Raw genomic sequence first — 26,800 nt, 5'->3', positions numbered from 1 at the left:
CTGGCGTTGACTTTTGGCACGCTGTTGAGTTCTCAAGGAACGGTCGCTTCCTTTGTACTCACCCTCTCGGGCTTTCCTCCGGGCGCTTCCCTTCGGTCTTGCGTTTCCGACTCTATCAGATCTTTCCGATCCGATTTCCTCGGTGCTTTCCAGGTTCTCGCTTCCGCGTTTCCCTTTCCGGCGGTTCCGACTCTATCAGATCCTTTCGGGCCTGACTCCCAGTCAGAGGGGGTTGTCTTTGCGGCTGTTGGGCCGTTCCGACGTGTCCAACCTTAGCGCGGTCTCTCGCCGTTTCCCAAATCGAGCCGATGTCGAGTCGATCAGGCCGTCGAGTCCCAATTCGAATTGAATTCGGGCACACCGAAAACAACTCCGCTGGGAGCGATCTTGCTAGTGGTTGGGTGCCGCTTGAGCGGCGAAAGTGCCGCCGCAGAACCGTTACGGCTCCGCGGCAACCCGAAGAACTTTACGGATCAGGCAGAGGGGTGTCAAGCGGCCCTTGTCAAGATCTTTTGTCGGGTCGTCAGTCCAGGTCCGAGAGGCGGCCGCCGGCGTCCGGCTGGGCGTCTTCCACTCTGCGCAACAGGCGGGTGAGGACGCCGCCGAGCGCGTTGCGCTCCACGGGGGACAGGTCCTGGAGCAGGTCCTCCTCGAAGACCGTCGCCAGGCGCATTGCCTCCAGCCACTTCTCACGCCCCTCGGATGTCAGCTCCACGATGACTCGTACCCGGTTGCTCTCGTCTCGCTCCCGGGTAACCAGCCCTTCGCCGACCATGCGGTCGATGCGGTGGGTCATGGCGGCCGGGGTGAGGCCGAGGCGCTTGGCGAGGTCGCTGGGGCCCAGACGGTAGGGAGCGCCGGAGAGGACGAGGGCCTTGAGGACCTCCCACTCCGCGTTGCTGATGCCGAGGGCCGAGGTCTGACGGCCGTAGGCGACGTTCATGCGGCGGTTGAGGCGGGAGAGGGCCGAGACGATCTGCTCCACCTGGGGGTCGAGGTCCTGGAACTCGCGCTGGTACGCGGCGATCTGTTCTTCGAGGGTCGGCTCGCTGGGGCCGGGGGTGTCGCCCATGGCGGCAGTATGGCACGGACGTTCTTTGCATTGAAGTTCTTGGGTATGTACTCTTTAGCTTCGAACTTTAGTTTCGAAGTCTTCACTCCTAACTTGTGGAAGAGGTGAACGTGACCAGGGCGATGGGCGCAGCGATGCGCCGGATTCACGTGGGTAACGCACTCAGCGCGTTCGGGCTCGGCTTCACGGTCCCGTACCTGTACGTCTATGTGGCGCAGGTGCGAGGTCTCGGAGCCATGACGGCGGGGCTCGTGCTCGCCGTCTTCGCTGTGGCCGCGCTGGTCGTGCTGCCGTTCGCCGGGCGGGCCATCGTCCGGCGTGGCCCGCTGCCGGTGCTGCTCGCCGCCCTGATCACCGCCGCCATAGGGGCCCTGAGTCTGGGGGTCGCGAGCAGTGCGGCGGCCGTGCTGGTGTCGGCTGCCCTGCTGGGAGCGGGGCAGGCCGTGATGCAGCCGGCGCTGGCCACGATGATCGTGGACTGCTCGTCGGCGGAGACGCGGTCGCGGGCGTTCGCCATGCAGTTCTTCCTGCAGAACCTCGGGCTCGGTGTCGGCGGCCTCATCGGTGGTCATCTGGTCGACACGACCAGTGCCGCCTCCTTCACCCTTCTCTTCGCGATCGAGGCGGCGATGTTCCTGCTGCTGGTCGTGGTGATGGCGACCGTGCGGACGCCGCACGCTCCGAAGATCGAGGACGCGCCCGTGGCATCGGGGCGGGGCAGCTGGAAGCAGCTGCTGGGCAATCGGGCCATGGTGCAGCTGTGTGTGCTGGGCTTCGTGTTGTTCTTCGCCTGCTACGGCCAGTTCGAGTCGGGGCTGAGCGCGTACGGGGTCGAGGCCGCCGGGATATCGACGTCGGCGCTGGGGACCGCGCTGGCGGCCAACACGCTGGTGATCGTCATCGCGCAGTTCGCGGTGCTGCGGTTCGTGGAGCGGCGTCGGCGGTCGCGGGTGATCGCGGCCGTGGGGCTGATCTGGGCCGTGGCGTGGGCCGTCGCGGGGTACGCGGGGCTCGGGCACGGGAGCCAGGAGATGGCGACGGCCGCGTTCGTCTCGACGTACGCGTTGTTCGGGCTGGGCGAGGCGATGCTGTCGCCGACCGTGGCCCCGCTGGTCGCGGATCTCGCGCCGGAGGGGATGGCCGGGCAGTACAACTCGGCGTTCGCCCTGGTCAAGCAGCTCGCGCTGGCCGTCGGACCGGCGGTGGGCGGGCCGCTGGGGGCCTCGCTGCACGCGCCGTACATCGTGGCGTTCCTGGTGTTCTCCCTCGGGATCACCGTGCTCGCCGTGCGGTTGGGGAGGCAGCTGACCGAGGCGCAGGATCAGCCGTGGCTCGCGAAGAGCAGGGTCGTGGCGCGGGGTGGGGCGCCCGTTTCCGCGGACGTCTGATCCCGCCCGGCTACGACGGCCCGGTGCGCGGCAGGGCGAATTCGCACCAGACCGCCTTGCCGCCGCCCGGGGTGCGTCTGCAACCCCAGTTCGAGGCGATCGTGGCGACGATGGCGATGCCTCGGCCCGACTCGTCGCCGGGTTCCGCGCGGCGGCGCCGGGGGAGGTGGTCGTCGCCGTCGGTGACCTCGATGATCAGGCGGCGGTCGGTGCGGCGCAGGCGCAGGCGCATCGGCGGGGTGCCGTGCTGGAGGGAGTTGGCGACGAGTTCGCTGGTGGCCAGGACGCCCAGGTCGTGCAGGTCGGCGGGGAAGCGCCAGCTGGTCAGGACGCCGGAGGCGAAGGCACGCGCGCGGGGGGCCGCTTCCACGCCGCCGAGGAGTTCCAGGGCGGCGTTGCGGAAGAGCTCGCCCTCCGCGCCGGTGCGGGCGGGGTGCTGGAGGACCAGGACGGCGACGTCGTCGTCGTGGTCGGGTGTGACGCCGGCGGAGCGGACCAGGCGGTCGCAGACGACCTGGGGTGTGCCGGTGGCGCCGGCCAAGGCGCGTTCCAGGGCGGCGATGCCCTCGTCCAGGTCGGCGTCCCGGCGCTCCACCAGGCCGTCCGTGTAGAGGACGGCCGTGGAGCCGGGGCTGAGGGGGATCGAGCCGGAGGAGTGCATCCAGCCGCCGGTGCCGAGCGGGGGGCCGGTGGGTTCCTCGGCGCGCAGGACCGTGCCGGTCTCGTCGCGGACCAGGATGGGGAGGTGGCCGGCCGAGGCGTAGACCAGCTTGCCCTCGTTCGGGTCGTGGACCGCGTACGCGCAGGTGGCGATCTGGTTGGCGTCGATCTCCGCCGCCAGGCCGTCGAGGAGCTGCAGGACCTCGTGCGGGGGCAGGTCGAGGCGGGCGTAGGCGCGGACCGCCGTGCGGAGCTGGCCCATCACCGCGGCCGCCCGGACGCCGCGGCCCATGACGTCGCCGATGACCAGGGCCGTGCGGCCGCCGCCCAGGGTGATCACGTCGTACCAGTCGCCGCCGACCGCGGCCTCCGTGCCGCCGGGGTGGTAGGTGGCGGCGATGCGCAGGTCGTCGGGTTCTTCGAGTTCCTGGGGGAGCAGGGATCTCTGCAGGGTCACGGCTGTTTCGCGCTGGCGGCGTTCGCTGGCGCGCAGGCGTTCGGCGGCTTCGGCGTGGTCGGTGACGTCGGTGGCGAAGACCAGGACACCGCGGCCTTCGCTGCCGCCCTCGCCGTCGCCCTGGGCGACCGGGGTGCAGGTGAAGGTGTAGGAGCGGCCGTCGGGGGCCTTGCGGGACTTCACCGTGCGGGGCTTGCCGCTGCGCTGGACCTGGTCCAGGAGGGGGAACAGGCCGAGCGTGTCCAGCTCCGGGAGGACCTCGCGGGCGCGTTCGCCCAGGGGACGTGCGCCGAAGGCGGTCGTATAGGCGTCGTTGACGTAGGCGATGCGGTGGTCGGGGCCGTGGACCAGGGCGACGAGGGAGGGGACGCGGTCGAGGACCTCGCGCACCCGCAACTCGTCGACGGCGGGTACGGACGGTGGCTCGTCGGTCAGCTGTTCGGCGCGGGCGGCGGGTACGGAGCCGTCCCCCCGCCGGTCCGGGGAGGCCGTCTGCTCGGTCCGCGCTGCGGCGCGGCGCTGCGTTCCGGGGAGCCGGGCGCTCCAGCGCGTGAAGTTCACGAATCCTTGCCTCGTGTAGTCGTCGGCGGCCGGCACCGGAACCGGCCGGGGCCCCGGGGGGCCCGCACCGGGGCGAGCGGTGGCACGCCCGCGGTGGTGGACCAGTCTGGCAGTGTGCGGACCGGACCGGCATCCGTCAGACGCCGGGCCGGCCGGTGGAGTTCCTGGGTCCGGTCAGGACGACCCCTTCGGGTTGTGCGGGGGGTCTTGAGAAGGCTTTCCACCGGCCGCGAGTTCGAACTCCGCCCGGGGGTGTTCGAGTGAACCCAGCGAGACGATCTCCCGTTTGAACAAGCCGGACAGCATCCACTCGGCCAGCACGCGTGCCTTGCGGTTGAAGGTGGGGACGCGGCTGAGGTGGTAGGCGCGGTGCATGAACCAGGCGGGGTAGCCCTTGAGCTTGCGTCCGTAGACGTGGGCGACGCCCTTGTGCAGGCCCAGGGAGGCGACCGAGCCGACGTACTTGTGGGTGTAGGTGGTGAGGGGTTCGCCGCGCAGGGCGTGCACGATGTTGTCGCCGAGGACCCGGGCCTGGCGGACGGCGTGCTGGGCGTTGGGGGCGCACTCGCCGCCCGGTTTCTCCGCGGTGACGTCGGGGACGGCCGCGGCGTCTCCCGCCGCCCACGCGTGCGTGGTGCCCTCGATCGTCAGCTCCGGGGTGCAGGTGAGCCGTCCGCGGTCGTTGCGGGGCAGGTCGGTGGCGGCGAGGACCGGGTGGGGTTTCACGCCGGCCGTCCAGACGACCGTGCGGGTGGGGAAGCGGGCGCCGTCGCTGAGGGCCGCCACCCGGTCCGCGCAGGAGTCCAGGCGGGTCCGCAGGCGTACGTCGATGTTGCGGCGGCGCAGTTCGGTGACGGTGTAGCGGCCCATCTCCTCGCCGACCTCGGGCAGGATGCGGTCCGAGGCCTCGACGAGGATCCACTTCATGTCCTCGGGGCGGATGTTGTGGTAGTAGCGCGCGGCGTAGCGGGCCATGTCCTCCAGTTCGCCGAGTGCCTCCACACCGGCGAAGCCGCCGCCGACGAAGACGAAGGTGAGGGCCGCGTCGCGGATGGCGGGGTCGCGGGTGGAGGAGGCGATGTCCATCTGTTCGATGACGTGGTTGCGCAGGCCGATGGCCTCCTCGACGGTCTTGAAGCCGATGCCGTGGTCGGCGAGGCCGGGGACCGGCAGGGTGCGCGAGACGGAGCCGGGGGCGAGGACGAGTTGGTCGTAGGTCAGCCGCTCGCCGCCCGTGCCCTCCTCCGCGGTGGCGAGGGTGCTGATGGTGGCGGTGCGTCGCGCGTGGTCGACGGCGGTCGCCTCGCCGATGACGACGTGGCACCGGTCGAGGACGCGGCGCAGCGGTACGACGACGTGCCGCGGGGAGATGGCGCCGGCTGCGGCCTCGGGGAGGAACGGCTGGTATGTCATGTACGGGTCGGGGGTGACGACCGTGATCTCGGCCTCGCCCCGGTCCAGTTCCCGTTTCAGTCTGCGCTGGAGGCGCAGGGCCGTGTACATCCCGACGTAGCCACCACCGACAACGAGAATGCGCGCACGTTCCTTCACCCTCCCATGACGCACCCGTCGCTTGCGTTTGTCCACAGCCTCGACCAATTGTGTGACCGGAGCGAGAGAGCGCACGGAGTTGGCCGGATTATCGAGCTGTGATGAATAAGCGCAGGTCAGGTGGGGTGGCGCAGGGGGCGCGCAGGGGCACATTCAGGACGTATGCGGCCCGTACTCCGATCGGTGGGCGCTCCGTGCGGAACGTGCCCCTTCTGAATTGACTCCCTCTCAACTATGTTCGTGTGTCGACGGGGTGTAGGGGGATGCGCTCACCGGGTCCGCGACGGGCGGGCCCGCGGACCCGGGCCTGTTCCCTCCGCCCCGGCATCGAATGGCGGGGAGTGTCTCCGGGGGGAGACGTCATTACCGGGGGAATACGTATGCATGTTCAGGATTCTCATTGGTCGTCCGCATCCGCTCTGACGGCGGGTGGCGCGACATTGAGCGCGGCGGTGGGCGGCGGACGCGGGGACGGCCCGCGCACGACACCGCTGCGCGTGGACGCACAGCGCAATCTGGAGCACGTGCTGCGTGCGGCGCGTGAGGTCTTCGGCGAGCTGGGGTACGGCGCGCCGATGGAGGACGTGGCGCGGCGCGCGCGGGTCGGTGTGGGCACGGTGTACCGGCGGTTCCCGAGCAAGGACGTCCTGGTGCGGCGGATAGCCGAGGAGGAGACCTCCCGGCTGACCGACCAGGCGCGTGCGGCGCTCGGGCAGGAGGACGAGCCGTGGTCGGCTCTGTCGCGCTTCCTGCGCACATCGGTGGCCTCCGGCGCCGGGCGGCTGCTGCCGCCGCAGGTGCTGCGGGTCTCGGTCGAGGAGGACCGTGCCGGTCAGGCGCGGGTGCCGCAGCAGCGGACGCAGCCGGGCACGACGGAGCTGCGGCTGGTTCCGGAGGAGCCGGTGGCGGTCGCCGCGGTACCGGTGGTCGCCGCGGAGGACGACGCCGGGGCGTCGGCCCTGCTCGAGGTCGTGGGTCAGCTCGTGGAGCGGGCGCGCGCTGCGGGTGAGCTGCGGCCGGACGTGTCGGTGTCGGATGTACTGCTGGTGATCGCGACGGCCGCGCCCTCACTGCCGGACGCGGCGCAGCAGGCGGCCGCTTCGGCCCGGCTGCTGGACATCCTGCTGGAGGGACTGCGCTCGCGGCCGTGAGCGGAGGGACCCGGAGTAAAAGGGGAGTCTTCCCCGAAAGGGTGATGACTAGTACTGGCGTGCGGTGAATCCCCACGGATGAGTGATCGTCCGAACTCCGGGGTCCCGACGAAGAGCCCCTGTGGCACTCTGACCCGGTGGTCTGGACGGGTTGGGCGGCTGGCGGGGGCTTTCCGCGATGAACGTTGACGGGCGGGACGAACAAGTGCCGAGCCAGGGCGGGCGCGCCAGCGTCCCGCCGGGCGGGCACCCCGCCGACGGCTCGGTCCCGGCACAGCGCGACCGGCACGAGGACAGCGTCCTGCCGCCACCCCGCGATCTTCCGCCGGCCGACACCGAGCTCATCGACCGGATGCGCTCGGGCGACGACACGGCGTACGAGGAGCTGTACCGGCGCCATGCGCAGGCCGTGCGCCGGTACGCCCGGACCTGCTGCCATGACGCGTACACCGCGGACGACCTGACCGCCGAGGTCTTCGCCCGCATGCTCCAGGCGGTGCGCGGCGGCTCCGGCCCCCAGCACGCCGTCCGCGCGTACCTGCTCACCTCCGTACGGCGCGTCGCCGCCTCCTGGACGAGGTCGGCGCGGCGGGAGCAGCTCGTCGACGACTTCGCGGTCTTCGCCGCCCAGTCCGCGCGCGGACCCGACGGGTCCGACGGCGACACGCTCGAACTGGGCGCGGACGTGCGGGCGATGCACCAGGCCGAGCGGTCCATGGCCATGCAGGCGTTCCGGTCGCTGCCCGAGCGGTGGCAGGCCGTGCTGTGGCACACCGAGGTCGAGGACGAGTCGCCCAGCGAGGTCGCCACGCTCTTCGGCCTGGACGCCAACGGCACCCGGGTGCTCGCCAGCCGGGCCCGTGAGGGCCTCAAGCAGGCCTACCTCCAGGCCCACGTCAGCGCCACGCTCAGCGGCGACGAGGAGTGCGCCCGCTACGCCGACCAGCTCGGCACCTACGCCCGCGGCCGGCTGCGCACCCGTGCCGAGCGAGGGCTGCGCAAGCACCTGGACGAGTGCGCGAAGTGCCGGCTGGCCGCGAGCCAGATCGCGGAAGTGGCCGGTGGCATCCCCGCCGCCGTACCGGTCGCCGTCCTCGGCTGGTTCGGTGCCGCCGGGTACGCCAAGGTGGCCGGGCTCATCGCCGGAGGAGCGGGAGCGGCCGGTGCCGCGGGTGCGGCCGCGACGGCGGGCGGAGGCTCGTCCGGTGCGGCGGCGGGCGCGGGTGCCGGTTCGTCCGGTGGGGCCGGAAGCGGTGGCGGTGCGGCGGCTTCCGAGGCGGTCGGCGGGCCGGTGAAGGCCGGGATCGCGGCCGGTGTGGTCGCCGTGGGTGTGGTGGCCGCGGTGGTGATGGCCCTGGCCGGCAACGAGAAGCCGAAGGAGGAAGCGAGGACGGCTCCCCCTTCCCCGGCTTCCCCGACGTCGCCGGTGGTGCGGCCCGGCGAGCCCACGCCCGCACCCTCGTCCTCCGCCTCGAACCCATCGAGCCCATCGAACCCCTCGAACCCGTCCAAGCGGGAGCCGGGGCCGCGGCCCCCGGGCATCGTGCCCGCGCACGCCGAGACGCCGACCACGCCGGGGACCGGCCCGCGTCCCACACGGTCCTCGGCGGCGACACCGGCACCGCAGCCCACCTCGCCGCCCGCGTCCCCGCGGCCGACCCCGCCCCCGGCGTCCACGCCCACACCGCCCCCGACCGAGGCGCCGCCCGCTCCGACCGTCTACCAGTGGAGCGAACTGTCGTACGACATCAGCGGCGACGGCACCGAGCCCGAGATGCGGATCGGGGCGAGCAGCTGGGTCTGGAAGCGGTACGGCATGTCGGTCGGCGACCAGCGGTTCGCGCAGGGCGTCACCGTGCACGGCCGCTCCTCCGTCACCATCGACCTCAACCGGTCCTGCTCCTCGTACGACGCGCTCGTCGGGGTGGACGACCTGACGCTGAGGCTCGGCAAGGTGCGCTTCTCCGTCTACGCCGACGGGGTCCGGCTGTGGCGGTCCGGGCTGGTCGAGGGCGGGGACCCGGCCGTCCCCGTCCATGTGGATCTCGCCGGGCGCAGCACCGTACGGCTGGTGGTGGAGCCGCGCGGCGCCCTCGACAACGTGGCTCTCGCGGACTGGGCGGAGTCGAAGTTCACCTGCGCCTAGCGTGGTCCGGCGGCGTACGTACTCCGTGCCTCCTCCAGCTCGCGCAGGACGTCGTCGGCGGTGAGCCCCGCGCCCAGGGCGCGCTCGGACGCGCACCGGACGCTGCCCAGGGCGGCGCGCGCGGTGGCCGCGGTCCGTTCCGCGTGGGCGTGTTCCGGCATGGGGCGGGGGCGGCCGGCCCGCCAGTGGTCGCCGGCGCCGAGCAGCCGTGCCGCACGCGGGTAGTCGCCGAGGTCGGCCAGCACTCCTGCCGCGCTGTCCACGACCGCCGCCCGGATCATGTCGGAGCAGCGCCGGTCCACGGCGTCGCGCAGGGCCGCGGCCAGTTTGGCCAGGGCGGGCTCCGGAGCGGTCTCGCCCGCCGTGATCAGGGCGTCGATCAGGTCCAGCATCACTATGAACTGGGGCGGCGGGGTGCCACGCGCGGCCTCCACGTGCGCCGCACCGCACAGCTCCCGCGCCCGCGCGATGTGTCCCTCCTCGAGCGCCATCTGGGCGCGCAGCAGCAGGACGAACGCCTTGGAGTCCGCCACGGCGTACCGGTCGGCGGCGGCGCTCGCCTCGTCCAGCGCCGCCAGCGCGGCCGGGCGGTCTCCCGCGCGGTAGGCGATCTCGGCGAGCCGGGCGATGAGGAACGGTGACTCGGCGTACGCGCCCACCTCGTAGGCGAGCCGCAGAGCCTCCTCGTACTCCCCCTTGGCCTCCTCGAAGCGGCCGCGCGCCATGGCGGCCTCGCCGACCGCGCTGCACACCTGGGCCCGCAGCCAGCGGTCTCCGGCGCGGCGGCTGAGGGTGCGCAGTTCGGCGAGGTCGTCGTCGACGCCTTCCAGGTCGCCGGGGGCGTCGACCACCATGTGCGTACGGAACATCAGGGCGACGGCGGTCTCCCAGTCGCCGCCGTGGGCACGGCAGTTGGCGACGGCGGAGTCCATGGCGGCCCGGACGTCGTCCAGCTCGCCGACGAAGGAGGCGATCATCGGCCAGACGAGCCCCGGGACCCGGGCCGCCTGCGGTCCGCCGGCCTCGAAGTACGCCCACACCTGGGTCACGTACCGCCGTCGCTCACCCGCGAACGCGTCGATGGGGGTGTCCTCGGCCATGAAGAACAGATGCAGCATGCGCAGTTGCATCCGCAGGGCGTGCAGCGGATGTTCCGCTTCCCCGTCCGGTGTGGTGACGAAGTCGTCGGCGGACAGGCGCAGGGTCCGGTCGAGCCACTCCATGCCTTCGTGCCGGTAGGTGCGCAGCCACCAGAACCAGCCCATGGCCAGGCCGAGGGCACCGGCCTCCGCCTCCTCCCCGGCGGTGAGGGTCCGGTCGAGGGCGGCGCGGATGTTGTCCAGCTCGGTCTCCAGGCGGGAGATCCACGGCAGTTGCCCGGCGGAGCGCAGCAGCGGGTCGGCCCGCTCGACGAGCGCGCGCACCCACGCGAGGTGTCTGCGCTCGGCCGCTGCCCGCAGCCGCGGCACCTCGGCGGCACGCTCGACCGCGTACTCGTGGATGGTCTCCAGCATGCGGTACCGCATGCCCGCCGAGCCCTCGCCCTCGCCGGGTGCGGCCACGACGAGGGACTTGTCGACGAGCGCCCCGATCAGTTCGGCGGCCGGGCCGGTGCACACCGCCTCGGCCGCCGCGAGGTCCCAGCCGCCCGCGAACACGGACACCTCGCGCAGCGTCGTCCGCTCGGCGTCGTCGAGCAGGTCCCACGACCAGTCGACGACGGCACGCAGGGTCTGCTGGCGGGGCAGGACCGTACGGCTGCCGGAGGTGAGGAGGCGGAAGCGGTCGTCGAGCCGGTCGGCGATCTGCCTTGGGGTGAGCAGCCGGAGCCGGGCCGCCGCCAGCTCGATGGCGAGTGGCAGACCGTCCAGCCGCCGGCAGATCTCCGCCACCGCCCGCTCGTCACACAGCGCGGCGTCCGTGTCGGGACGGACGGCGGCGGCGCGCTCCGCGAACAGCCGGCGGGCCTGGTCCGGGCGCAGGGGCTCGACCGGACGGACCACCTCGCCCGGCACGCCCAGGGGTTCGCGGCTGGTGGCGAGGATCGTGAGGCCGGGGCAGCGGGTCAGCAGGGTTTCGGCGAGCTGGGCGGCGGCGTCGATGACATGCTCGCAGTTGTCAAGGATCAGGACGTGGCTGCGCGGGGCGCAGTACTCCACGAGCAGGGCGACCGGGTCGTCCTGCACCGCCGTCAGCTCGCTGGTCAGCAGCACGGTCTCGCGCAGACCGAGCGCACTGACCACCGCTCCGGGCACCGCCTCCGGCCGGTCGAGCGGGGCGAGCTCGGCCAGCCATGCCTGCGGAAGCCCGGCGGCGGCCTCCTCTGCGAGACGGGTCTTGCCGGAGCCGCCCGGTCCGGTGAGGGTGACGAGCCGGGCCCTGTGCACTTCCGAACGGATGGCGCTGATCTCGGGTTCCCGGCCCACGAAAGAGGTCAGACGGGGACGGATGTTGCCGGTGCGCTCGGGGCGTACGGGAGGCGTCGACGAGGGCCTACGGTCCTGCGCGGCCTGCACGCCGAGCAGTTCGGCGTGCAGGGCGCGCAACCGCGGGCCCGGGTCGGCGCCGAGGCCTTCGGCGAGGGCGCGGCGGGCCGACTCGTACGCGGCGAGGGCGTCGGCTTGCCGGCCGCTGTCGCGCAGGGCGCGGATGAGGAGCGCGTGCAGGGGCTCGTCGTACGGGTGTACGGCGGTCAGTTCCCGCAGTTCCGGTACGACGTCCGGCGCGCGGCCGAGCCGTAGGCGGGCCTCCGCCCGGGCCCGGGCCGCCTCCAGGTGCGTGGCCTCCGGGCGGGTGGCCGCGGAGCGGTCGGTCAGGTCGGCGAGGGCGGGGCCGCGCCAGAGGGCGAGGGCGTCGTCGAGGTGCCGTTCCGCGAGGGCGGGGGCGTCGGCGGCGAGGGCGTCGGTGCCCTGCCGGACGAGCCGTTCGAAGACGAACAGGTCGATGTCGTCCCGCGTGGCCGTGAGCCGGTAGCCGCCGGACTCTGAAGTCGTCACGGCGTCCTTGCCGAGGGTGCGGCGGAGGCGGCCGATGAGGGCCTGGAGGGCGGCGGGGGCGTCCTGGGGCGGGTCGTCCGCCCAGACCTCGTCGATCAGGGTCTGGAGTGGGGTGGTGTGGGAGGGGCGTAGAGCGAGGGCGGTGAGCAGGGCGCGGAGGCGGGGGCCGCCGAGGGGGACGGCTGTGCCGTGGGTGTCCTCTGCCGTGGTGGTGCCCAGGATTCTGTACCGCACGGGGGTCATTGTCGCTGGGGTGGGGGTGAGGGCTGCGGGGTTTTCGAACGCGGAGTGTTGGTACTGCCGTGCGTCTTGAGGTGCCCGGCGTTGCCGGTGAGGCCGGGGCGTTGCGCAGCTCGGCGCGACGAGGTGCCGCTGCGCCCGCCCGTGCCGCCCCAGCGGCACGCATGCCCCCAGTGGGGGGCGCTAGCCCCGGCGGCCCCCTGCCCCCGCCCCCAACGCCCCCCGCTGCGGTGCGATCCCCGCCGGTACTGCTCGCTGGCGCGCAGGCGTGCCCGTCCAGCAGGTGCCTCGGCGGGCCAGGAGGCGGCGGAGCCAGAGTTCGAGGGAGACCAGGTCGGCGAGGCCGTCCAGGGGGAGGGGGTCGCCGGCTGCCGCGGAGCGGAGGGCCTTGCGGACGACGCGGGCCTCGACCAGGCCCGCTTCCGCCAGGAGGGGTGTGTCGAACAGCGTGACCAGGGTGTCCGCGGCCACTCTCAGGCCCGTTCGGGCCGCGGCCGCCTCGGTCGCCTGGGTCGGGACGCCCCACCCGGGCGGCAGTTCTCGTACTCCGGCCCCCTCCAGCACCGTACGCAGGATCGCCGCCCGTGCCCCGGGGCGTACCCGCAGTGCCTCGGGCAGGGCCCGGGCCGCGCGTACGACCTGGTTGTCGAGGAAGGGCGCGTGCAGGCGCTGGAAGCGGATCTCCGCGGCCTGTTCCAGTACCCGCAGGTCCGCCGCGTGCCGTGCCAGCGCCGCACGCGCGCGGAAGTCGCCCGGCCGCTGTCCCGGTCCCACCAGCTCCGATCGGTGGGTGGACGCCTGAAGGCGAACCGATACTTCAGCGAGTGCCTCACCGGTCAGCCAGCGCGCGGCCGGCCCGGGTCTGCCCCAGGTCAGCGCGGCGAGCGAGGCCTCCACCGCGCCGCCGGGCGCGTCGAGGCCGTCGTCCGACCGGTGGTCGAGCAGGCGCTCGGCCAGGGACTCTATGCCCGACCGGTACGGCATGCGGGACAGCCGTCGGGCCGCCGCGTACACGCGCGCGGGGACCAGCACCGACCCGTCCGCCTTGGCCAGCGCGGCGACCGGCCGCACGAGATGACGTCGCCGGCGTTCCATCAGCAGGTCGGCCAGCCGGGCCGGATGGGCGTCCAGGACCTGACGGGCCCCGTAGCCCGTGAAGTGGTCCGCGCTGCCGGACGCCAGCCGTGCCCGGTGCCGGGCCGCCGACACCAGGCACGGCCCGGGTTCGTCGGTCAGCGGGCCGTCCAGGTCGGCGTAGGGAAGGGTCTCCTCGCCGCCCGCCACGACCACGTGGTGCAGCCGCGGGTTCGCCGCCAGTGCGCCCGCCCGCTCCAGCTCGGCCTCCTGCCCCGCGACGGCCAGGTCGTTGAACGTGACCGCCAGCAGCCGCTCCCCCGCGCCCGTGCCGTGTCCCAGCACCGTGCCCGGCATCCCGGGCAGGCCCGAGGCGAGCAGCGCCAGCGTCCCCGAGGCCGGTCCGCCGGACAGGTCCGCCCCGATCCCCGGAACGGGCATTCCGCGCGCGGCACGCCGCTCGGCGGGTCCCATACCGGGCACGGGGCCGGGGTCTATGTCCGCCCCTGGGACGTGCCGCGGCGCGGACAGCCGGGTCCGTACGGCCTCCACGAGCGCGTCGCGCACGGCGTCGACCGCGCTGTCGGGGTCGGCCGGAGGTGCCGCGACCGCCAGCGAGGCGACGGGCTCGTACCCGGCGATCTCCCGCGCACCGGCGCGCAGGATCAGCGCATGCCCCGGCGGAATGCGCTTCACGCCGTCGTACGGTGTGGAGTCGTGCAGCGCGGCGGGCACATCGGGGGCGGCCAGCAGCGCGGCGAGGTGCCCGAAGTCGAGGTTGGCCTCGATGAGGTCGGCCAGCGGCAGCGCGGCCGTCGCGTACGCCGTACCGCCGGCCCAGGGCGTGTGGAACACCGGCCGAGCGCCCGCGAGATCGCCGCAGACGGTGAGTCTCCTGCCGACCTGCACGATCGCGGTGTAGCTCCCGGGCCAGGCGGTCAGATGCCGAAGTGCCCCGCCGCGCGCGGCGAACAGCGCGACGCGCAGCTGTTCGTCGGTGGCACCGCAGATACCGAGGACGGCGATGCGGGTCCGGTCGTCGGCCTTCACCACCCGCACCTCGTCGGGGCGCCAGTCGCCGACCGCCCAGAGCGGATCGGGGTCGCCCCACAGGAGTTGGGAACCCACCGGGTGCACGGTCTCGCCGTCCTGCCCCGTGGCGCCCGCCGAACCGGCAGCGAGTGCTCCCGCGGCGGTGCTGCTCCATCCCACCAACCACCGCATCGCCGCCTCCACAGGCTGTGGACAACCAGTGCACCGTACGAACCGGTTCACCATGCTGCCATGAAGGAAGCACTCCGGAGGGTCCCGACGCCGCTTGCGCTCCGTCGAATGCGCCCCGGCGGCGACGCCCGCACCGCCCCGAACGCCCCTGACGCAGAAAAGACGGTCAGGACGCAAGGCACGTCAGCGACACGTCTCCTTCACGGCTGCGGCGCGAATGCGCCCCCGATACGCGCCCTGACTACGCCTGATGCGCCCTCAAGTGCCGTGGTCGGAGCCCTGATACCCCAAGACCGGCGGGGTCGATTTTCGGCCAAATCGCCGTGCCACGGACAGCGTCGAACACGCTCCGTGCAGGCTCGGCGTACCACCGCCCGATCGCGCAGTCCGGGAGACGGAGCACGCCTCCCGGACCGTTCCGCCGCCCGCGGGGATGTAGGCGGCGGTGTCCCCCAGCCCACTGGATCCAGTACAGCGGGCCGACCCACGCAATGACCATGGAAGCGCTCCCGCGATGGCCGGAGAAGAGCGCACGGGCGGGCGCACGGCCACACAGTGGGAGCACGCCGCAACAGCCCGTATCTGAACCGCACTTCAGTACGGACCACAATCCCGCCAACCGGAACAATGCCCCTTAACGCTTGGGATGCGGCGAACTACGCTGGGTTTACGAATGCCGCGTGGTTATGCCAGTGCCGGCAGCCGTCTGTGTCGAGGGGTGGCTCATGTCCAGGGAGCAACGCGGGCCGAACGAAAAACTCGGCGCCGTTCTCGCCCTCGCGGGAATCAGCAACGCAGGCCTCGCGCGGCGTGTCAACGACCTCGGCGCCCAGCGCGGTCTGACGCTTCGCTACGACAAGACGTCGGTGGCGCGCTGGGTGTCGAAGGGCATGGTGCCGCAGGGTGCGGCGCCGCACCTCATCGCCGCCGCCATCGGCCAGAAGCTCGGCCGCCCGGTGCCGCTCCACGAGATCGGCCTGGCGGACGCGGATCCCGCGCCCGAAGTCGGCCTCGCCTTCCCCCGGGACGTCGGCCAGGCGGTGCGCTCCGCGACGGAGCTGTACCGCCTCGACCTCGCGGGCCGCCGGGCCGGAACCGGCGGCATCTGGCAGTCCCTGGCCGGATCGTTCGCGGTGAGCGCGTACGCGACGCCCGCCTCCCGATGGCTGATAACCCCGGCCGACAGTTCGGTCGCGCGTGACGTGGGCCCCGGCGAGGGCTCGGGCGCACCGCTCAAAGTCGGCCACAGCGATGTGCAGAAGCTGCGGGAGGCCGCCGAGGACGCGCGGCGCTGGGACTCCAAGTACGGCGGCGGCGACTGGCGTTCGTCGATGGTCCCCGAGTGCTTAAGGGTGGAGGCGGCCCCTCTCCTGCTCGGCTCCTACTCCGACGAGGTCGGCCGGGCCCTCTTCGGCGCCTCCGCGGAACTGACCCGGCTCGCGGGCTGGATGGCCTTCGACACGGGCCAGCAGGAAGCGGCCCAGCGCTACTACATCCAGGCCCTGCGCCTGGCCCGGGCGGCGGCGGACGTCCCCCTCGGGGGCTACGTCCTGGCCTCCATGTCCCTCCAGGCCACCTACCGCGGCTTCGGTGACGAGGGCGTGGACCTCGCCCAGGCCGCCCTGGAACGCAACCGCGGTCTGGCGACGGCCCGCACCATGAGCTTCTTCCGTCTCGTCGAGGCACGCGCGCATGCCCGCGCGAGTGACGCCCCGGCGGCCGGCGGCGCCCTGAAGGCGGCCGAGAGCTGGCTGGAGCGCGCCCGCCCCGGCGACAACGACCCGAGCTGGCTCGGCTTCTACTCCTACGACCGTTTCGCCGCCGACGCGGCCGAGTGCTACCGCGACCTCAAGGCACCCCGCCAGGTCCGCCGCTTCACCGAGCAGGCGCTCTCCAAGCCGACGGAGGAGTTCGTCCGCTCGCACGGTCTGCGCCTCGTCGTCTCGGCGGTGGCCGAACTGGAGTCGGGGAATCTGGACGCGGCCTGCGAGCAGGGGGTGCGGGCCGTGGAGGTCGCCGGGCGTATCTCGTCCGCCCGGACCACGGAGTACGTGAAGGATCTTCTGCACCGGCTGGAGCCCTACGGGGACGAGCCCCGGGTGGTGGAGCTCCGCGAGCGGGCGCGGCCGTTGCTGGTGGCTCCCGCGTGAGAGCCGGACCTGCCGCCGTCCCGCGCGTTTGAAGGCGATGTCAGTGGCGCAGTGCACTATCGAGGTGGGAGGTGGTGCTCGTGCGGCTCGCATACGACTGTGACGTACTGGTGATCGGCGGCGGGATCGTCGGTCTGTCGACGGCGTACGCGATCACACGCGCCGCACCGGGCACACGTGTCACGGTGCTGGAGAAGGAACCGGGCCCGGCCCGGCATCAGACCGGCCGCAACAGCGGTGTCATCCACAGCGGCATCTATTACCGCCCCGGCTCGCTCAAGGCGCGCTACGCGGTGCGGGGCGCAGCCGAGATGGTCAAGTTCTGCGCCGAGTACGGCATCGCGCATTCCGTGACCGGCAAGCTGATCGTCGCGACCGACCGCTCCGAGCTGCCCCGCCTGCACGCCCTCGTGCAGCGCGGCCGGGAGAACGGCATCCCGGTGCGGGAGCTGTGCGCGTCCCAGATCATGGAGTACGAGCCGGAGGTGCGGGGCCTCGCCGCCATACACGTCGGCACGACCGGCATCTGCGACTTCGTCGCGGTCGCCCGCCAGCTGGCCCACGGCTCGGGCGCGGAGATCCGCTACGGCACCCGGGTCGTGCGCATCGACCGCCGCCCCGAGCTGGGCGTCGCCGCGCTCACCTCGGCCGGGGACGTGGTGCGCGGCCGGGTCCTGGTGAACTGCGCGGGCCTGTACAGCGACGAGATCGCCCGGCTGACCGGGGACGACCCGGACGTCCAGATCGTGCCGTTCCGGGGCGAGTACTACGAACTCGCCCGGCCGGAGCTCGTCCGGGGCCTGGTCTACCCCGTCCCCGACCCGGCGTTCCCGTTCCTCGGGGTGCATCTCACCCGCGGCATCGACGGCGGTGTCCATGTCGGGCCCAACGCGGTGCCGGCGCTGGCCCGCGAGGGCTACGGCTGGGGCACGGTCCGCTGGCGCGAGCTGGGGTCGACGCTGGCCTGGCCGGGATCCTGGCGGATCGCGCGCCGGCACTGGCGGTACGGGGCGGGCGAGCTGCGGCGGTCGCTGTCCAAGGCGGCGTTCACGGACGCGGTGGGGAGGCTGCTGCCCGGGGTGACCGAAGGGGACCTGGTGCCGACGGCTGCGGGCGTGCGGGCCCAGGCCGTGCTGCGGGACGGCACGCTGGTGGACGACTTCCTGATCCGCGAGGGCGCTCGCACGGTGCATGTGCTGAACGCGCCCTCACCTGCGGCTACGGCGTCCTTGCCGATCGGGCGGGAGGTGGCGCGGAGGGCGTTGAGCGGGCTGTGACGCCGGGTCCGGGCGGGTCCGCCGCGTGGGTCCGCGACCCGGCGGAGCGGACCGCCGTGGCCTCACCCCACCGCAGCCCCTTACCCGACGGCCGTAAAATCGGCCTCACTGTGTCTGACGTGAATACCCCCGAAAGCATCCAGCCGCCCACCACCCCCGACGGCGAGCACCCCGACCACGCCCCCGGTGTGTCCATCCGGCACACGCGGGCCAAGGGTGAGCCGCGTTTTCCCGACGGGCCGAAGGCCGATCCCGCCGGGTCGCACTTCGAGCGGCGGATCCGGAGTTTTCAGCCGCGGCGGAGCCGGGTGACCGCGGGGCAGGCGGACGCGCTGCAGCGGTTGTGGCCCAAGTGGGGCCTGGACATCGACGGGCACCAGGGGCTCGACCTCGCCGACCTGTTCGGCAACGACAATCCGGTCATCCTGGAGATCGGCTTCGGCATGGGCGAGGCGACCGCCCGGATGGCCGCCGCCGACCCCGGCACCAACATCCTCGCCGTCGACGTCCACACCCCCGGCCAGGGCAATCTGCTCAATCTCGCCGACCAGGACGGCATGTCCAACATCCGGGTGGCCAACGGCGACGCGATCATCCTGCTCCGCGAGATGCTCGCCCCGGACTCCCTTGACGGCCTCCGCGTCTACTTCCCCGACCCCTGGCCCAAGAAGCGGCACCACAAGCGCAGGCTCATCCAGCCCGAGTTCCTGACCCTCGCCGCGACCCGTATCAAGCCCGGCGGGACCGTGCACTGCGCCACCGACTGGGAACCGTACGCCGAGCAGATGCTCGAGGTCCTCACCGCGCACCCCGACTTCGAGAACACGCAGGCGGACGGCGGTTTCGCGCCCCGTCCCGACTTCCGTCCCCTGACCCGTTTCGAGGGCCAGGGACTGGACAAGGGTCATGTCGTGAACGACCTCCTCTTCCGTCGCGTACAGCACGTGGAGCACCCCCCCGCCGGCGCCTGACCGCCCCCGGATCTCTCCCGCCTGCGGACAGCGCCCATCCGTCGTTAGGGTCAATGCCGTGGCCACCTGCCCCCCACATCCGTCGTACCCCAGCGGTCCGCCCGACGGCGCGCCCTTCGCCGGCGCGTCCGTCGGCCCTCTGCGGCACGCCCACTGGTGGCAGCGCGCCTGGGTGCGCTACGGCGCGCTGTCCACGCTCCTCGTGATCTCCGGGCTCGTCATCCTCGCCCTGGTCCGCGAGGAGACCGGCACGGAGGGGTTCCTGGTGGGGCTCGGGCTGGCCGTCCTCCCGGTCCCCCTCCTCATAGCCGCCTTCCGCTGGCTGGACCGGGTCGCACCGGGCCCCTGGCGGAACCTGCTCTTCGCCTTCGCCTGGGGCGCCTGCGCGGCGGCGTTGATAGCGATCGTCGCCAACAGCTTCGCGACCCAGTGGATAGCGACGGCGACCGCGGACCCGACGAGAGCGGACACGCTCGGCGCGACCGTCATCGCGCCGGTGGTCGAGGAGTCGGCCAAGGCGGCGGCCGTTTTACTGGTCTTCCTCTTCCGGCGGCGTGACTTCACCGGCATCGTCGACGGAGTCGTCATAGCCGGCGTCACGGCCACCGGCTTCGCGTTCACGGAGAACATCCTCTATCTGGGCATCGCCTTCGGCACCGACCAGCTCGCCGGGCACAGCGGCATCGCCTCCGTCACAGCGGCGACCTTCTTCGTGCGGATCGTCATGTCGCCGTTCGCGCACCCGCTCTTCACGGTCCTCACGGGCATCGGCTTCGGCATCGCCGCGCTCGCGGCGGAAGGCCGGCGCCTCCGCCGCATCGCCTTCCCGCTCTCCGGGCTGCTGCTCGCGATGGGCATGCACGCGATGTGGAACGGCTCGTCGGCGTTCGGCGAGTACGGGTTCTTCGCCGTGTACGCGGCGTTCATGGTGCCCATCTTCGGGCTGCTGACGTGGCTGGTGATCTGGACCCGGCAGCGGGAGCTGAAGACCGTACGGGCGGAGCTGCCCCCGTACGCCGTCGCCGGCTGGCTGACCCCCGCCGAGCCGTACGCGCTCGGCTCGATGCGGGCCCGGCGCATCGCCCGCCAGTACGCCCGCCGCCACGCGGGGAAGCCCGCGGCTCGGGCGGTGGCCCAGTACGAGGCCTACGCGACCTCCCTGGCGTTCCTGCGGCACCGGGGCCGCCTCGGCCGCGCCGGGCCCGACTTCGTCGTACGAGAACGGGAGCTCCTGGAGGAACTGTGGCGCCGCCGCGATGCGGCCCGCCCCGCCCTGGACCACGCGGCCCGGATCACGGCCCCTCCCGTACCGGTGGCGGCACCGCCCTGGCCGGTCCACGGGGCATACGGCTACGGCCACCCGACAGGGTCGTACGGCTATGGCTACGGCTACCCGACGACGCCCTACCCTGCCTCGACGACGCCGTACCCGGCGTACAACCCGTACCGCTCGTAGCCGAGGCGCCGCCGACAGCCGCGGGCAAGGAGGCCGGTCGTGGACCGGTCCGGTGCGGTCGCCCTCCGGCCCGGTACGGTCGCCCTCTGCTCTGGTCCGGTACCGGGCGCCGAGGCCGTGGCGCCGCCGCACGGACCGGTCTCGGCGGCGCGTGCCCGGCGATCGGCCCGCAGCCGCGGGCAACGAAGGCCGGGTCGTCGGCCACCAGTCCGGTGTGTTCGTCAGCCGGTCAGCCGCCGGTCCGGGGCCGGGCGCCACCCACCGGCGGCGCGTGCGACGGCAGTCAAGCCGCAGCCGCAGGCAAACAACAGCCGGGCCGACCACCAGCCCCAGGCCAAGCACCCCAGCCGAAGCCCCACCGCACAGGCCCGGGCCCGTCCCGGCAGCGCGTGCCGAGGCGCTGCCCCCCTGGTCGTCCTGCTCGGCGAGCGTGCTCAGCGAGCAGGACGAAACCCCGCCTCACCCGCCGCAGCGGCCGCTCAGGCCGAAGCCTCCGTCAGGCGGTCGATCTCCGTCTCGGTCAGGGTGAGGTCCCCGACTCCGACCAGTGCCGGCAGTTGCTCCACCGTGCGGGCGGAGGCGATCGGCGCTGCCACCGTCGGCTGCGCGGCGAGCCAGGACAGGGCGACCGTGGCGACGGGGACGTCGTGGGCCGTGGCGATCTCGTCGAGGGCGGCGAGGACGCGGAGGCCACGGTCGGTCTCCAGGTGCTTGGCGGCGCCGCCGGCCCGCGCGCTGTCGACGGTCGTACCGGGCCGGTACTTGCCGGTGAGGAAGCCGGACGCGAGCGCGTAGTACGGGACGGCCGCCAGGCCGGAGCGCTCGGCGAGGTCCAGGAGCTCACCCTCGTAGGTGTCGCGGGAGACCAGGTTGTAGTGGGGCTGGAGGGCGACATACCGGGCGAGGCCCTCGCGGTCGGAGAACTCCAGGGAGGCCCGCAGCCGCTCCGCCGAGATGTTGGAGGCGGCTATGTGCCGCACCTTCCCGGCCTTCACCAGCTCGTCGAGCGCCCCGATGATCTCCTCCACCGGCACATCGGGCTGGTCGAAGTGGGTGTAGTAGAGGTCGATGTAGTCGGTGCGCAGCCGGCGCAGCGAGGCGTCGGCGGCGGCCTTGATGTTGGCGGCGGACAGGCCCTGGAACTCGGGGTGCTGGCTGACCTTGGTGGCGACGACGACATCGGCTCGATTGCCGCGCACCTCGAGCCACTTGCCGAGGACGGTCTCGGACTCGCCGCCCTGGTTGCCGTCGACCCACGCCGAGTACACGTCGGCGGTGTCGACGAAGTTGCCGCCGGCGGCGGTGTACGCGTCGAGCACGGCGAACGACTGCGCCTCGTCGGCGGTCCAGCCGAAGACGTTGCCACCGAGGGCGAGCGGGAAGATTTCGAGGTCGGAGGAGCCGAGCTTGCGAAGAGAAGTCATGCTCCTCGTCAACGGCCATGCCGGAGCGGCTCATTCCAGGACAGACGCAAAGGTCCTGTAAACGCCCCCGCACACACCGAAAACCGGCGGCCCTGACGTCGGGGGGTCGTCGTCAGGGCCGCCGGTGCTTCGACTGGCTTGCGCCGCTTACGGGTTCAGTCCCTTGCCCCGCAGCCACGCCATCGGGTCGATCCCGCTGCTGGAGCCACCGGAGTGCACCTCGAGGTGCAGGTGGGCGCCGGTGACGTTGCCGGTGGCGCCGACACGGCCGATGACATCGCCCGTGCTGACCTTCTGGCCGACGCTGACGCCGATGGAGGACTGGTGCGCGTACCAGATCTCCGTGCCGTCATCGAGGGTGAGGACCGTCTTGTAGCCGTACGAGCCGTTCCAGCCCGCCTCGGTGATGGTGCCGCTGTGCACCGCCTTGATCGGCGTGCCCGTGGGGGCGGCGAAGTCGAGACCCGTGTGGTAGCCGGAGGACCAGTAGGCGCCGGCCTGACCGAAGGTCGAGGTGAGGGTGTACGCGGAGGTCGGCAGCGTGAACTGCTTGGCGAGGGCGGCGAGACGCTCGGCCTCGGCCTTCTTCTTGGCCTCCTCCTCCGCCTTCCGCTTGGCCTCGGCGGCCTTGTCCTTGGCTTCCTTCTCCGCCTTGGCCACGGCTTCCGCGGCCGCCTTCTCGGCGGCGTCGGCGGCGTCCTGCGCGGCCTTGGTGTCGATCTGGTCCTGCTGGTACTCGACCTGGGCCATGATCCGGGCGCGCAGCGCCTCGCCGGCGCCGGAGGAGTTCTCCTCGGTGTCCGCCGTGGCCTTGCCGAGACCGCTGAGCGGAGTCGAGGAGCCCGCGGGGGTGTCGTCGTCCGAGATGAGGGAACCCACCGAGGGCAGGTCCGGCACGGAGATGGAGACCGGCGGCTTGCCGGTCTGGGCGCTGGCCATGCCGCCCGCGCCCACGGCGGCTATGACGCCGACGCCCAGGACGGTGGAGCTGCGGGCGAGACCTCCGCCGCGCTGCTTGGTGACGCGATGCCGGCCACGGACGGGACGGATGGATTCCTCGGTGGGGTTCCACTCCTGGAACGGGCCCTCGTCGGTGCGCTGACCGCCGTAGCCGAAAGTCTCGGTGTCGCGCTGGTTCCGCGCGAACGGGGCCGCGGGGGCAGGCCGGTTGGACGCCACGTGGGCGTACTCCTTTCCTTCCTTCTCGCCTACCGGGTTAGCTGACGGGTTCGGAGCAGGAAGGTCTCCTACGCGCGTATACCGGCCGTGCTTCCACGGTGGTTTACGCCCGATTCACCCCAAGTGGTGGTTCCCCGGTTCCCTTTCGGGATTCGGCGCGTGCGCACGGAGCCGCCTTCTGTGACGGCTGGGACGACCGCGCTGCGTTATCGAACGTTAATAGACCCGGGGAGTGGATTCCAGCGATTCCACTTGATCATTAACCTTTTTCGTGCGGACTTACCTGCCATGACCGGCGTAAATCGGGCGAGTTACCCGCTCCGTAAGTGACGACCGGGTATTGACGGCATGTCAGTTGCTATGCGGAGCGGCGCGCTTCACTCACTGGCAGTAACGGCGGCACGGAAACCGGAAAACACCGAGGGCCGGAACCCTTTCGGATTCCGGCCCTCGGCCTTCAGTAGCGGGGACAGGATTTGAACCTGCGACCTCTGGGTTATGAGCCCAGCGAGCTACCGAGCTGCTCCACCCCGCGTCGTTGTGATTCCAGTGTACGCCATCCGCGGGACCACTCTTGACCACCTCATGCTCAGCAGCGGAATCCGTCCCCTAGAGCAGGTGACGGTTCGGGGCTTTGGCCCGCTGCTCGTGTTCCGGGAGGGCGACGACCATCGCCCCGCCGGCCGCCAGGACTCCGCTGCCGTCGGCGTCCTGGACGAAGGTGTCCGGCTCGTGCCAGGCGGTGACCACTCGGCGGACGCCCGCGTCGAGGAGCAGCCGGGCGCAGGGTGCGGGGCGGGAGGCGCGGCGGGCGCAGGGCTCCAGGCTGCTGTAGACCGTGGCGGTGGCGAGTCGCGGGTCGGACGGGTCGAGCTTCGCCAGGGCCGCCTCCTCGGCGTGCGCGAGAGGGTCGCCGCCCTCGCGGGAGTGGCCGCGGGCCAGTTCCGTGCCGTCGGCCGCGACCACCACCGCGCCCACGCTGAACGCCGTGTCCGACGGCGGGCAGAGGTCCGCCAGTTCGCAGGCGAGGGCCAGCCAGTGGTGGTCGGCGGCGGTGGCGAGGGGGCCGCTGCCCGGGGCGGTGGGTTCGTAGCGCATGAGGACGACGTCCTCGATCCGCCGCGTCTCCAGCAGCCGGAGCCGGCCGCCCTGGTAGCCGCCGGGCCCGAAGAGGCGGGGGGCCTTCGGGTCGCCCACGAAGAGCGGGGCGAGGACCAGTTGGAGTTCGTCGGCCAGGCCCTGGGTGAGGAGCTGGGTGTGGATCAGGCCGCCGCCCTCGACCATGAGCCGTCGCACACCCCGTACGTCGTGCAGGTGGGTGAGGAGCCGACGCCAGTCGAGGTCGGTGCCGAGGGGGACCACGTCGGTGGCGAGACCGAGGGTCCGGGCACGCTCGGCGCCCTGGTCGGTCGTGTAGAGGACCTTCTCGCCGCCCGTGTGCCAGAACCGCGCCTCGGGGTCGAGGTCGCCGGTGCCGCTGACGGTGACCTTGAGGGGGTATTCGGGCCGGCCGGCAGCTGTGCGGGCGGCCCGCCGCTCTTCCGAGTTGACCAGCAGGCGCGGGTTGTCGGCGCGGATGGTGCCGGCGCCGACCAGGATCGCGTCGACGGACGCCCGGACCTCGTCGACCCGGTCGAAGTCGGCCGGGCCGGACAGCAGCAGGCGTTCGGGCCCGGTGTCGTCCAGGTAGCCGTCGAGGGAGACGGCGGCGGACAGCAGGACGTACGGGTGAGGCATCGACGCTCCCCGGTCGGGTGGGACGGCGGACCGGCGGGGCCTAGGGCCTGCCGGGTCTTGGTTCAAGTTTGAAACAAACCTACACTGGCGGCATGACGACTCGCTGGCTCACCCCCGAGGAGCAACGCGCCTGGCGCGCCTACATCGCCTCCTCGCTGCTCCTGGAGGACGCGATCGACCGGCAGCTCCAGCAGGACGCCGGCATGCCGCACCTTTACTACTCCATCCTGTCCGTCCTGTCGGAGTCCCCCGAACAGCGCCTGCGCATGACCGATCTCGCCGAGCGGCTGAAGATCACGCGCAGCCGCCTGACGTACGCGGTGACACGGCTGGAGAAGGACGGCATGCTGCGGCGCGAGGCCTGCCGGTACGACAAGCGGGGCAGCATCGCCGCACTGACCGAGGCGGGGTTCGCCGTACTGGAGCGCGCGGCGCCCGGGCATGTCGAGACCGTGCGGAGCTTCGTGTTCGACCGGCTCAGCGAGGAGCAGGTGGCGCAGCTGGAGGAGATCTCCGCGGCGATCGCGCAGGGGCTCCAGGAGGACGGGACACGGCCGACGTCGGACGACGTGCCGTGGCGGCGGAGGTCCTCCACGGCCTGCTCATGAGGTCCTCCGCGGCCTGTTCGTGGGTCCTCCACGACCCGTTCGTGAGGCCACCCGCGGCCCTCTGAGGCGCTTCAGTGAGGCACGTCACAAGAAACCGAACCTCGTTGCTTCAAATTTAAAGCAAGGGTAGTGTTCCGAACCGTGGATCTGCTTCAAATCTGAAGCAGACGGCTGTGCAGCCGAACAGGAACGGAACCCGGAGGCCCCGCATGCCCGACACCCCCGCCGCCCTCGCCACCCCGCGCTCCCGCGTCCGGGTACCGCTTCGCTTCCACGACGGCTACCAGGTCGACGCCGAGCTCGTCACCTTCCACGGACTGGCCGACCAGCAGGAACACGTGGCCGTCGTCCTGGGCGAGCCGGGCCCGGTCCCGCTGGTGCGGCTGCACTCCGAGTGCCTGACCGGGGACGTGTTCGGCTCGGCCCGCTGCGACTGCGGTCCGCAGCTGCGCGAGGCGGTCGAGCGCATAGCCGACCGCGGCGGCGTGCTCCTCTACCTCCGCCAGGAGGGCCGGGGCATCGGCCTCTACAACAAGCTCGACGCGTACGCCCTCCAGGACGAGGGCCTCGACACGTACGAGGCGAACGCGGCGCTCGGGCTGCCGGAGGACGCCCGCGACTACACGGCGGCGGCCCAGATGCTCCGGGCCCTGGGCATCGAGGAGCTGGACCTGCTCTCCAACAACCCCGACAAGGCGGACCAGTTGCGCACCCTGGGCGTCGACGTGCGCGACCGTGTCCCCACGGGCGTGTTCACCACCGCGCACAACGTCCGCTACCTGCGCGCCAAGGTCCTCCAGACCCAGCACACGCTGCCGCTGGCCGCGCTGACGGAACTCAGCGCCGGCTGAACGGGGTCCGGCCGGGCCGGGCTGAACCGGGGCTGCTTGCCCCTCGGCTCATCGGGTACAGCCTTTGAAAGAGGGTGATCTCCGCAGTACCCGAAGCTTATGGAAAGTGACGTTTCGTGACCGATCTCGGCGCCCCCGGCGCCCCCCGGGCGAGGGGACCGGGCGACGGCCCGGAAGCCGTCGCGTCACAGGTCGCCGATGCCGTGGACAGTCTGACGGCCCTGTGGTCGGTCGCCGCCCAGGAGGCGTCCCTGCGCCTGTCCCCGCACCAGCTGCGGGCGCTGCGCACCGTGGAGGCGGCGGCCGGCCTGAACGTCACGGCCCTGGCGGACGAGCTGGACATCGGCCTGCCCACGGCCAGCCGGCTCTGCGACCGGCTCGCGGCGGCCGGCCTGCTGGAACGGGCCCCGCACCCGGGCACCCGCCGAGAGGTACAGCTGTGGCTCACCGCGCACGGCCGGCACGTCCTGAAGGATGTCGCAGAACGCCGGACCGAGGCCCTGGCCACCGCGCTGGCGGCGATGGAACCGGCGGAACGGGTGGCGCTGAGCCGGGGGTTGCTGGGATTCCTGGCGGCACGGGACGCGGTCGTGCCGCACCCTGACGGCCCTGACGGAACGGAGTGAG

18 protein-coding genes, 1 tRNA gene and 1 riboswitch are annotated in these 26,800 nt (G+C 72.4%); of the genes, 10 read left to right on the top strand and 9 right to left on the bottom strand.

The window, feature by feature from the left end; all coding sequences use genetic code 11:
• Positions 1–523 precede the first annotated feature (523 nt).
• Positions 524–1,072 (bottom strand): MarR family winged helix-turn-helix transcriptional regulator, encoded by a 549-nt coding sequence (locus tag ACFT4A_RS25900; protein WP_382834001.1) that lies wholly within the window; start codon positions 1,070–1,072, stop codon positions 524–526.
• 122 nt (positions 1,073–1,194) lie between these two features.
• On the opposite strand from ACFT4A_RS25900, the gene ACFT4A_RS25895 reads away from it, so the two are divergent.
• A complete protein-coding gene (locus ACFT4A_RS25895) occupies positions 1,195–2,460 on the top strand; it encodes an MFS transporter (protein WP_382834026.1) in 1,266 nt (421 codons plus the stop codon).
• Between the two features lie 10 nt (positions 2,461–2,470).
• Here ACFT4A_RS25895 and ACFT4A_RS25890 read toward each other — a convergent pair whose 3' ends face one another.
• The gene (locus tag ACFT4A_RS25890) at positions 2,471–4,138 is read right to left on the bottom strand and encodes a SpoIIE family protein phosphatase (protein ID WP_382833999.1); all 1,668 of its coding nucleotides are present in this window, start codon (positions 4,136–4,138) and stop codon (positions 2,471–2,473) included.
• A 174-nt stretch (positions 4,139–4,312) separates the two neighbouring features.
• Positions 4,313–5,689 (bottom strand): NAD(P)/FAD-dependent oxidoreductase, encoded by a 1,377-nt coding sequence (locus ACFT4A_RS25885; RefSeq protein WP_382833996.1) that lies wholly within the window; start codon positions 5,687–5,689, stop codon positions 4,313–4,315.
• Between the two features lie 380 nt (positions 5,690–6,069).
• Here ACFT4A_RS25885 and ACFT4A_RS25880 point away from each other — a divergent pair, with 380 nt between their 5' ends.
• Entirely contained in the window at positions 6,070–6,840 is a 771-nt protein-coding gene (locus tag ACFT4A_RS25880; RefSeq protein WP_382833994.1) for a TetR/AcrR family transcriptional regulator, read from the top strand.
• Between the two features lie 178 nt (positions 6,841–7,018).
• Positions 7,019–8,986, top strand: coding sequence for a sigma-70 family RNA polymerase sigma factor (locus ACFT4A_RS25875; RefSeq protein WP_382833992.1), 1,968 nt, complete (start codon positions 7,019–7,021; stop codon positions 8,984–8,986).
• On the opposite strand, the gene ACFT4A_RS25870 is transcribed toward ACFT4A_RS25875, so the two are convergent.
• Positions 8,983–12,216 (bottom strand): BTAD domain-containing putative transcriptional regulator, encoded by a 3,234-nt coding sequence (locus ACFT4A_RS25870; RefSeq protein ID WP_382833990.1) that lies wholly within the window; start codon positions 12,214–12,216, stop codon positions 8,983–8,985. The genes ACFT4A_RS25875 and ACFT4A_RS25870 overlap by 4 nt on opposite strands.
• A 189-nt stretch (positions 12,217–12,405) precedes the next feature.
• Positions 12,406–14,520 (bottom strand): asparagine synthase-related protein, encoded by a 2,115-nt coding sequence (locus ACFT4A_RS25865; protein WP_382833987.1) that lies wholly within the window; start codon positions 14,518–14,520, stop codon positions 12,406–12,408.
• 725 nt (positions 14,521–15,245) lie between these two features.
• Here ACFT4A_RS25865 and ACFT4A_RS25860 point away from each other — a divergent pair.
• From ACFT4A_RS25860 to ACFT4A_RS25845, 4 genes are all read left to right on the top strand, one after another.
• A complete protein-coding gene (locus tag ACFT4A_RS25860) occupies positions 15,246–16,670 on the top strand; it encodes an MFS transporter (protein WP_215120504.1) in 1,425 nt (474 codons plus the stop codon).
• Between the two features lie 71 nt (positions 16,671–16,741).
• Positions 16,742–17,947, top strand: coding sequence for an L-2-hydroxyglutarate oxidase (gene lhgO / locus ACFT4A_RS25855; RefSeq protein WP_382833984.1), 1,206 nt, complete (start codon positions 16,742–16,744; stop codon positions 17,945–17,947).
• Between the two features lie 110 nt (positions 17,948–18,057).
• Positions 18,058–18,918 carry a tRNA (guanosine(46)-N7)-methyltransferase TrmB gene (gene trmB, locus ACFT4A_RS25850; protein WP_382833981.1) on the top strand — a complete coding sequence of 287 codons (861 nt, stop codon included), beginning with the start codon at positions 18,058–18,060 and terminating at the stop codon, positions 18,916–18,918.
• 58 nt (positions 18,919–18,976) lie between these two features.
• Positions 18,977–20,374: a PrsW family intramembrane metalloprotease gene (locus ACFT4A_RS25845; RefSeq protein WP_382833978.1), complete on the top strand. Its 1,398-nt coding sequence runs from the start codon at positions 18,977–18,979 to the stop codon at positions 20,372–20,374.
• Between the two features lie 479 nt (positions 20,375–20,853).
• Here the strand turns inward: ACFT4A_RS25845 and ACFT4A_RS25840 are convergent, their stop codons facing one another.
• The 4 genes from ACFT4A_RS25840 to ACFT4A_RS25825 all read right to left on the bottom strand — a co-directional run bounded on the left by ACFT4A_RS25840 (position 20,854) and on the right by ACFT4A_RS25825 (position 24,714).
• Positions 20,854–21,798: an aldo/keto reductase gene (locus ACFT4A_RS25840; protein ID WP_382833975.1), complete on the bottom strand. Its 945-nt coding sequence runs from the start codon at positions 21,796–21,798 to the stop codon at positions 20,854–20,856.
• Positions 21,799–21,945: 147 nt separating this feature from the next.
• Positions 21,946–22,977 carry a M23 family metallopeptidase gene (locus ACFT4A_RS25835; RefSeq protein WP_382833972.1) on the bottom strand — a complete coding sequence of 344 codons (1,032 nt, stop codon included), beginning with the start codon at positions 22,975–22,977 and terminating at the stop codon, positions 21,946–21,948.
• Positions 22,978–22,988: 11 nt separating this feature from the next.
• Positions 22,989–23,145, bottom strand: a riboswitch (cyclic di-AMP (ydaO/yuaA leader).
• A gap of 293 nt (positions 23,146–23,438) precedes the next feature.
• A tRNA-Met gene (locus ACFT4A_RS25830) sits at positions 23,439–23,512 on the bottom strand.
• A gap of 74 nt (positions 23,513–23,586) precedes the next feature.
• Positions 23,587–24,714 carry a dihydrofolate reductase family protein gene (locus ACFT4A_RS25825; RefSeq protein WP_382833969.1) on the bottom strand — a complete coding sequence of 376 codons (1,128 nt, stop codon included), beginning with the start codon at positions 24,712–24,714 and terminating at the stop codon, positions 23,587–23,589.
• Between the two features lie 92 nt (positions 24,715–24,806).
• Here ACFT4A_RS25825 and ACFT4A_RS25820 point away from each other — a divergent pair, with 92 nt between their 5' ends.
• From ACFT4A_RS25820 to ACFT4A_RS25810, 3 genes are all read left to right on the top strand, one after another.
• Positions 24,807–25,322 (top strand): MarR family transcriptional regulator, encoded by a 516-nt coding sequence (locus tag ACFT4A_RS25820; RefSeq protein WP_328340579.1) that lies wholly within the window; start codon positions 24,807–24,809, stop codon positions 25,320–25,322.
• A gap of 209 nt (positions 25,323–25,531) precedes the next feature.
• The gene (ribA, locus tag ACFT4A_RS25815; RefSeq protein WP_382833966.1) at positions 25,532–26,173 is read left to right on the top strand and encodes a GTP cyclohydrolase II; all 642 of its coding nucleotides are present in this window, start codon (positions 25,532–25,534) and stop codon (positions 26,171–26,173) included.
• Between the two features lie 116 nt (positions 26,174–26,289).
• Positions 26,290–26,799 carry a MarR family winged helix-turn-helix transcriptional regulator gene (locus ACFT4A_RS25810; RefSeq protein ID WP_382833964.1) on the top strand — a complete coding sequence of 170 codons (510 nt, stop codon included), beginning with the start codon at positions 26,290–26,292 and terminating at the stop codon, positions 26,797–26,799.
• Position 26,800 lies beyond the last annotated feature (1 nt).

This window comes from Streptomyces sp. NPDC057099, from assembly GCF_042671245.1.
In the GTDB taxonomy this organism is placed as follows: domain Bacteria; phylum Actinomycetota; class Actinomycetes; order Streptomycetales; family Streptomycetaceae; genus Streptomyces; species Streptomyces purpurascens.
The sequence above is the reverse complement of the archived record's forward strand: the minus strand, read 5'-3'. Positions and strand labels throughout refer to the sequence as shown.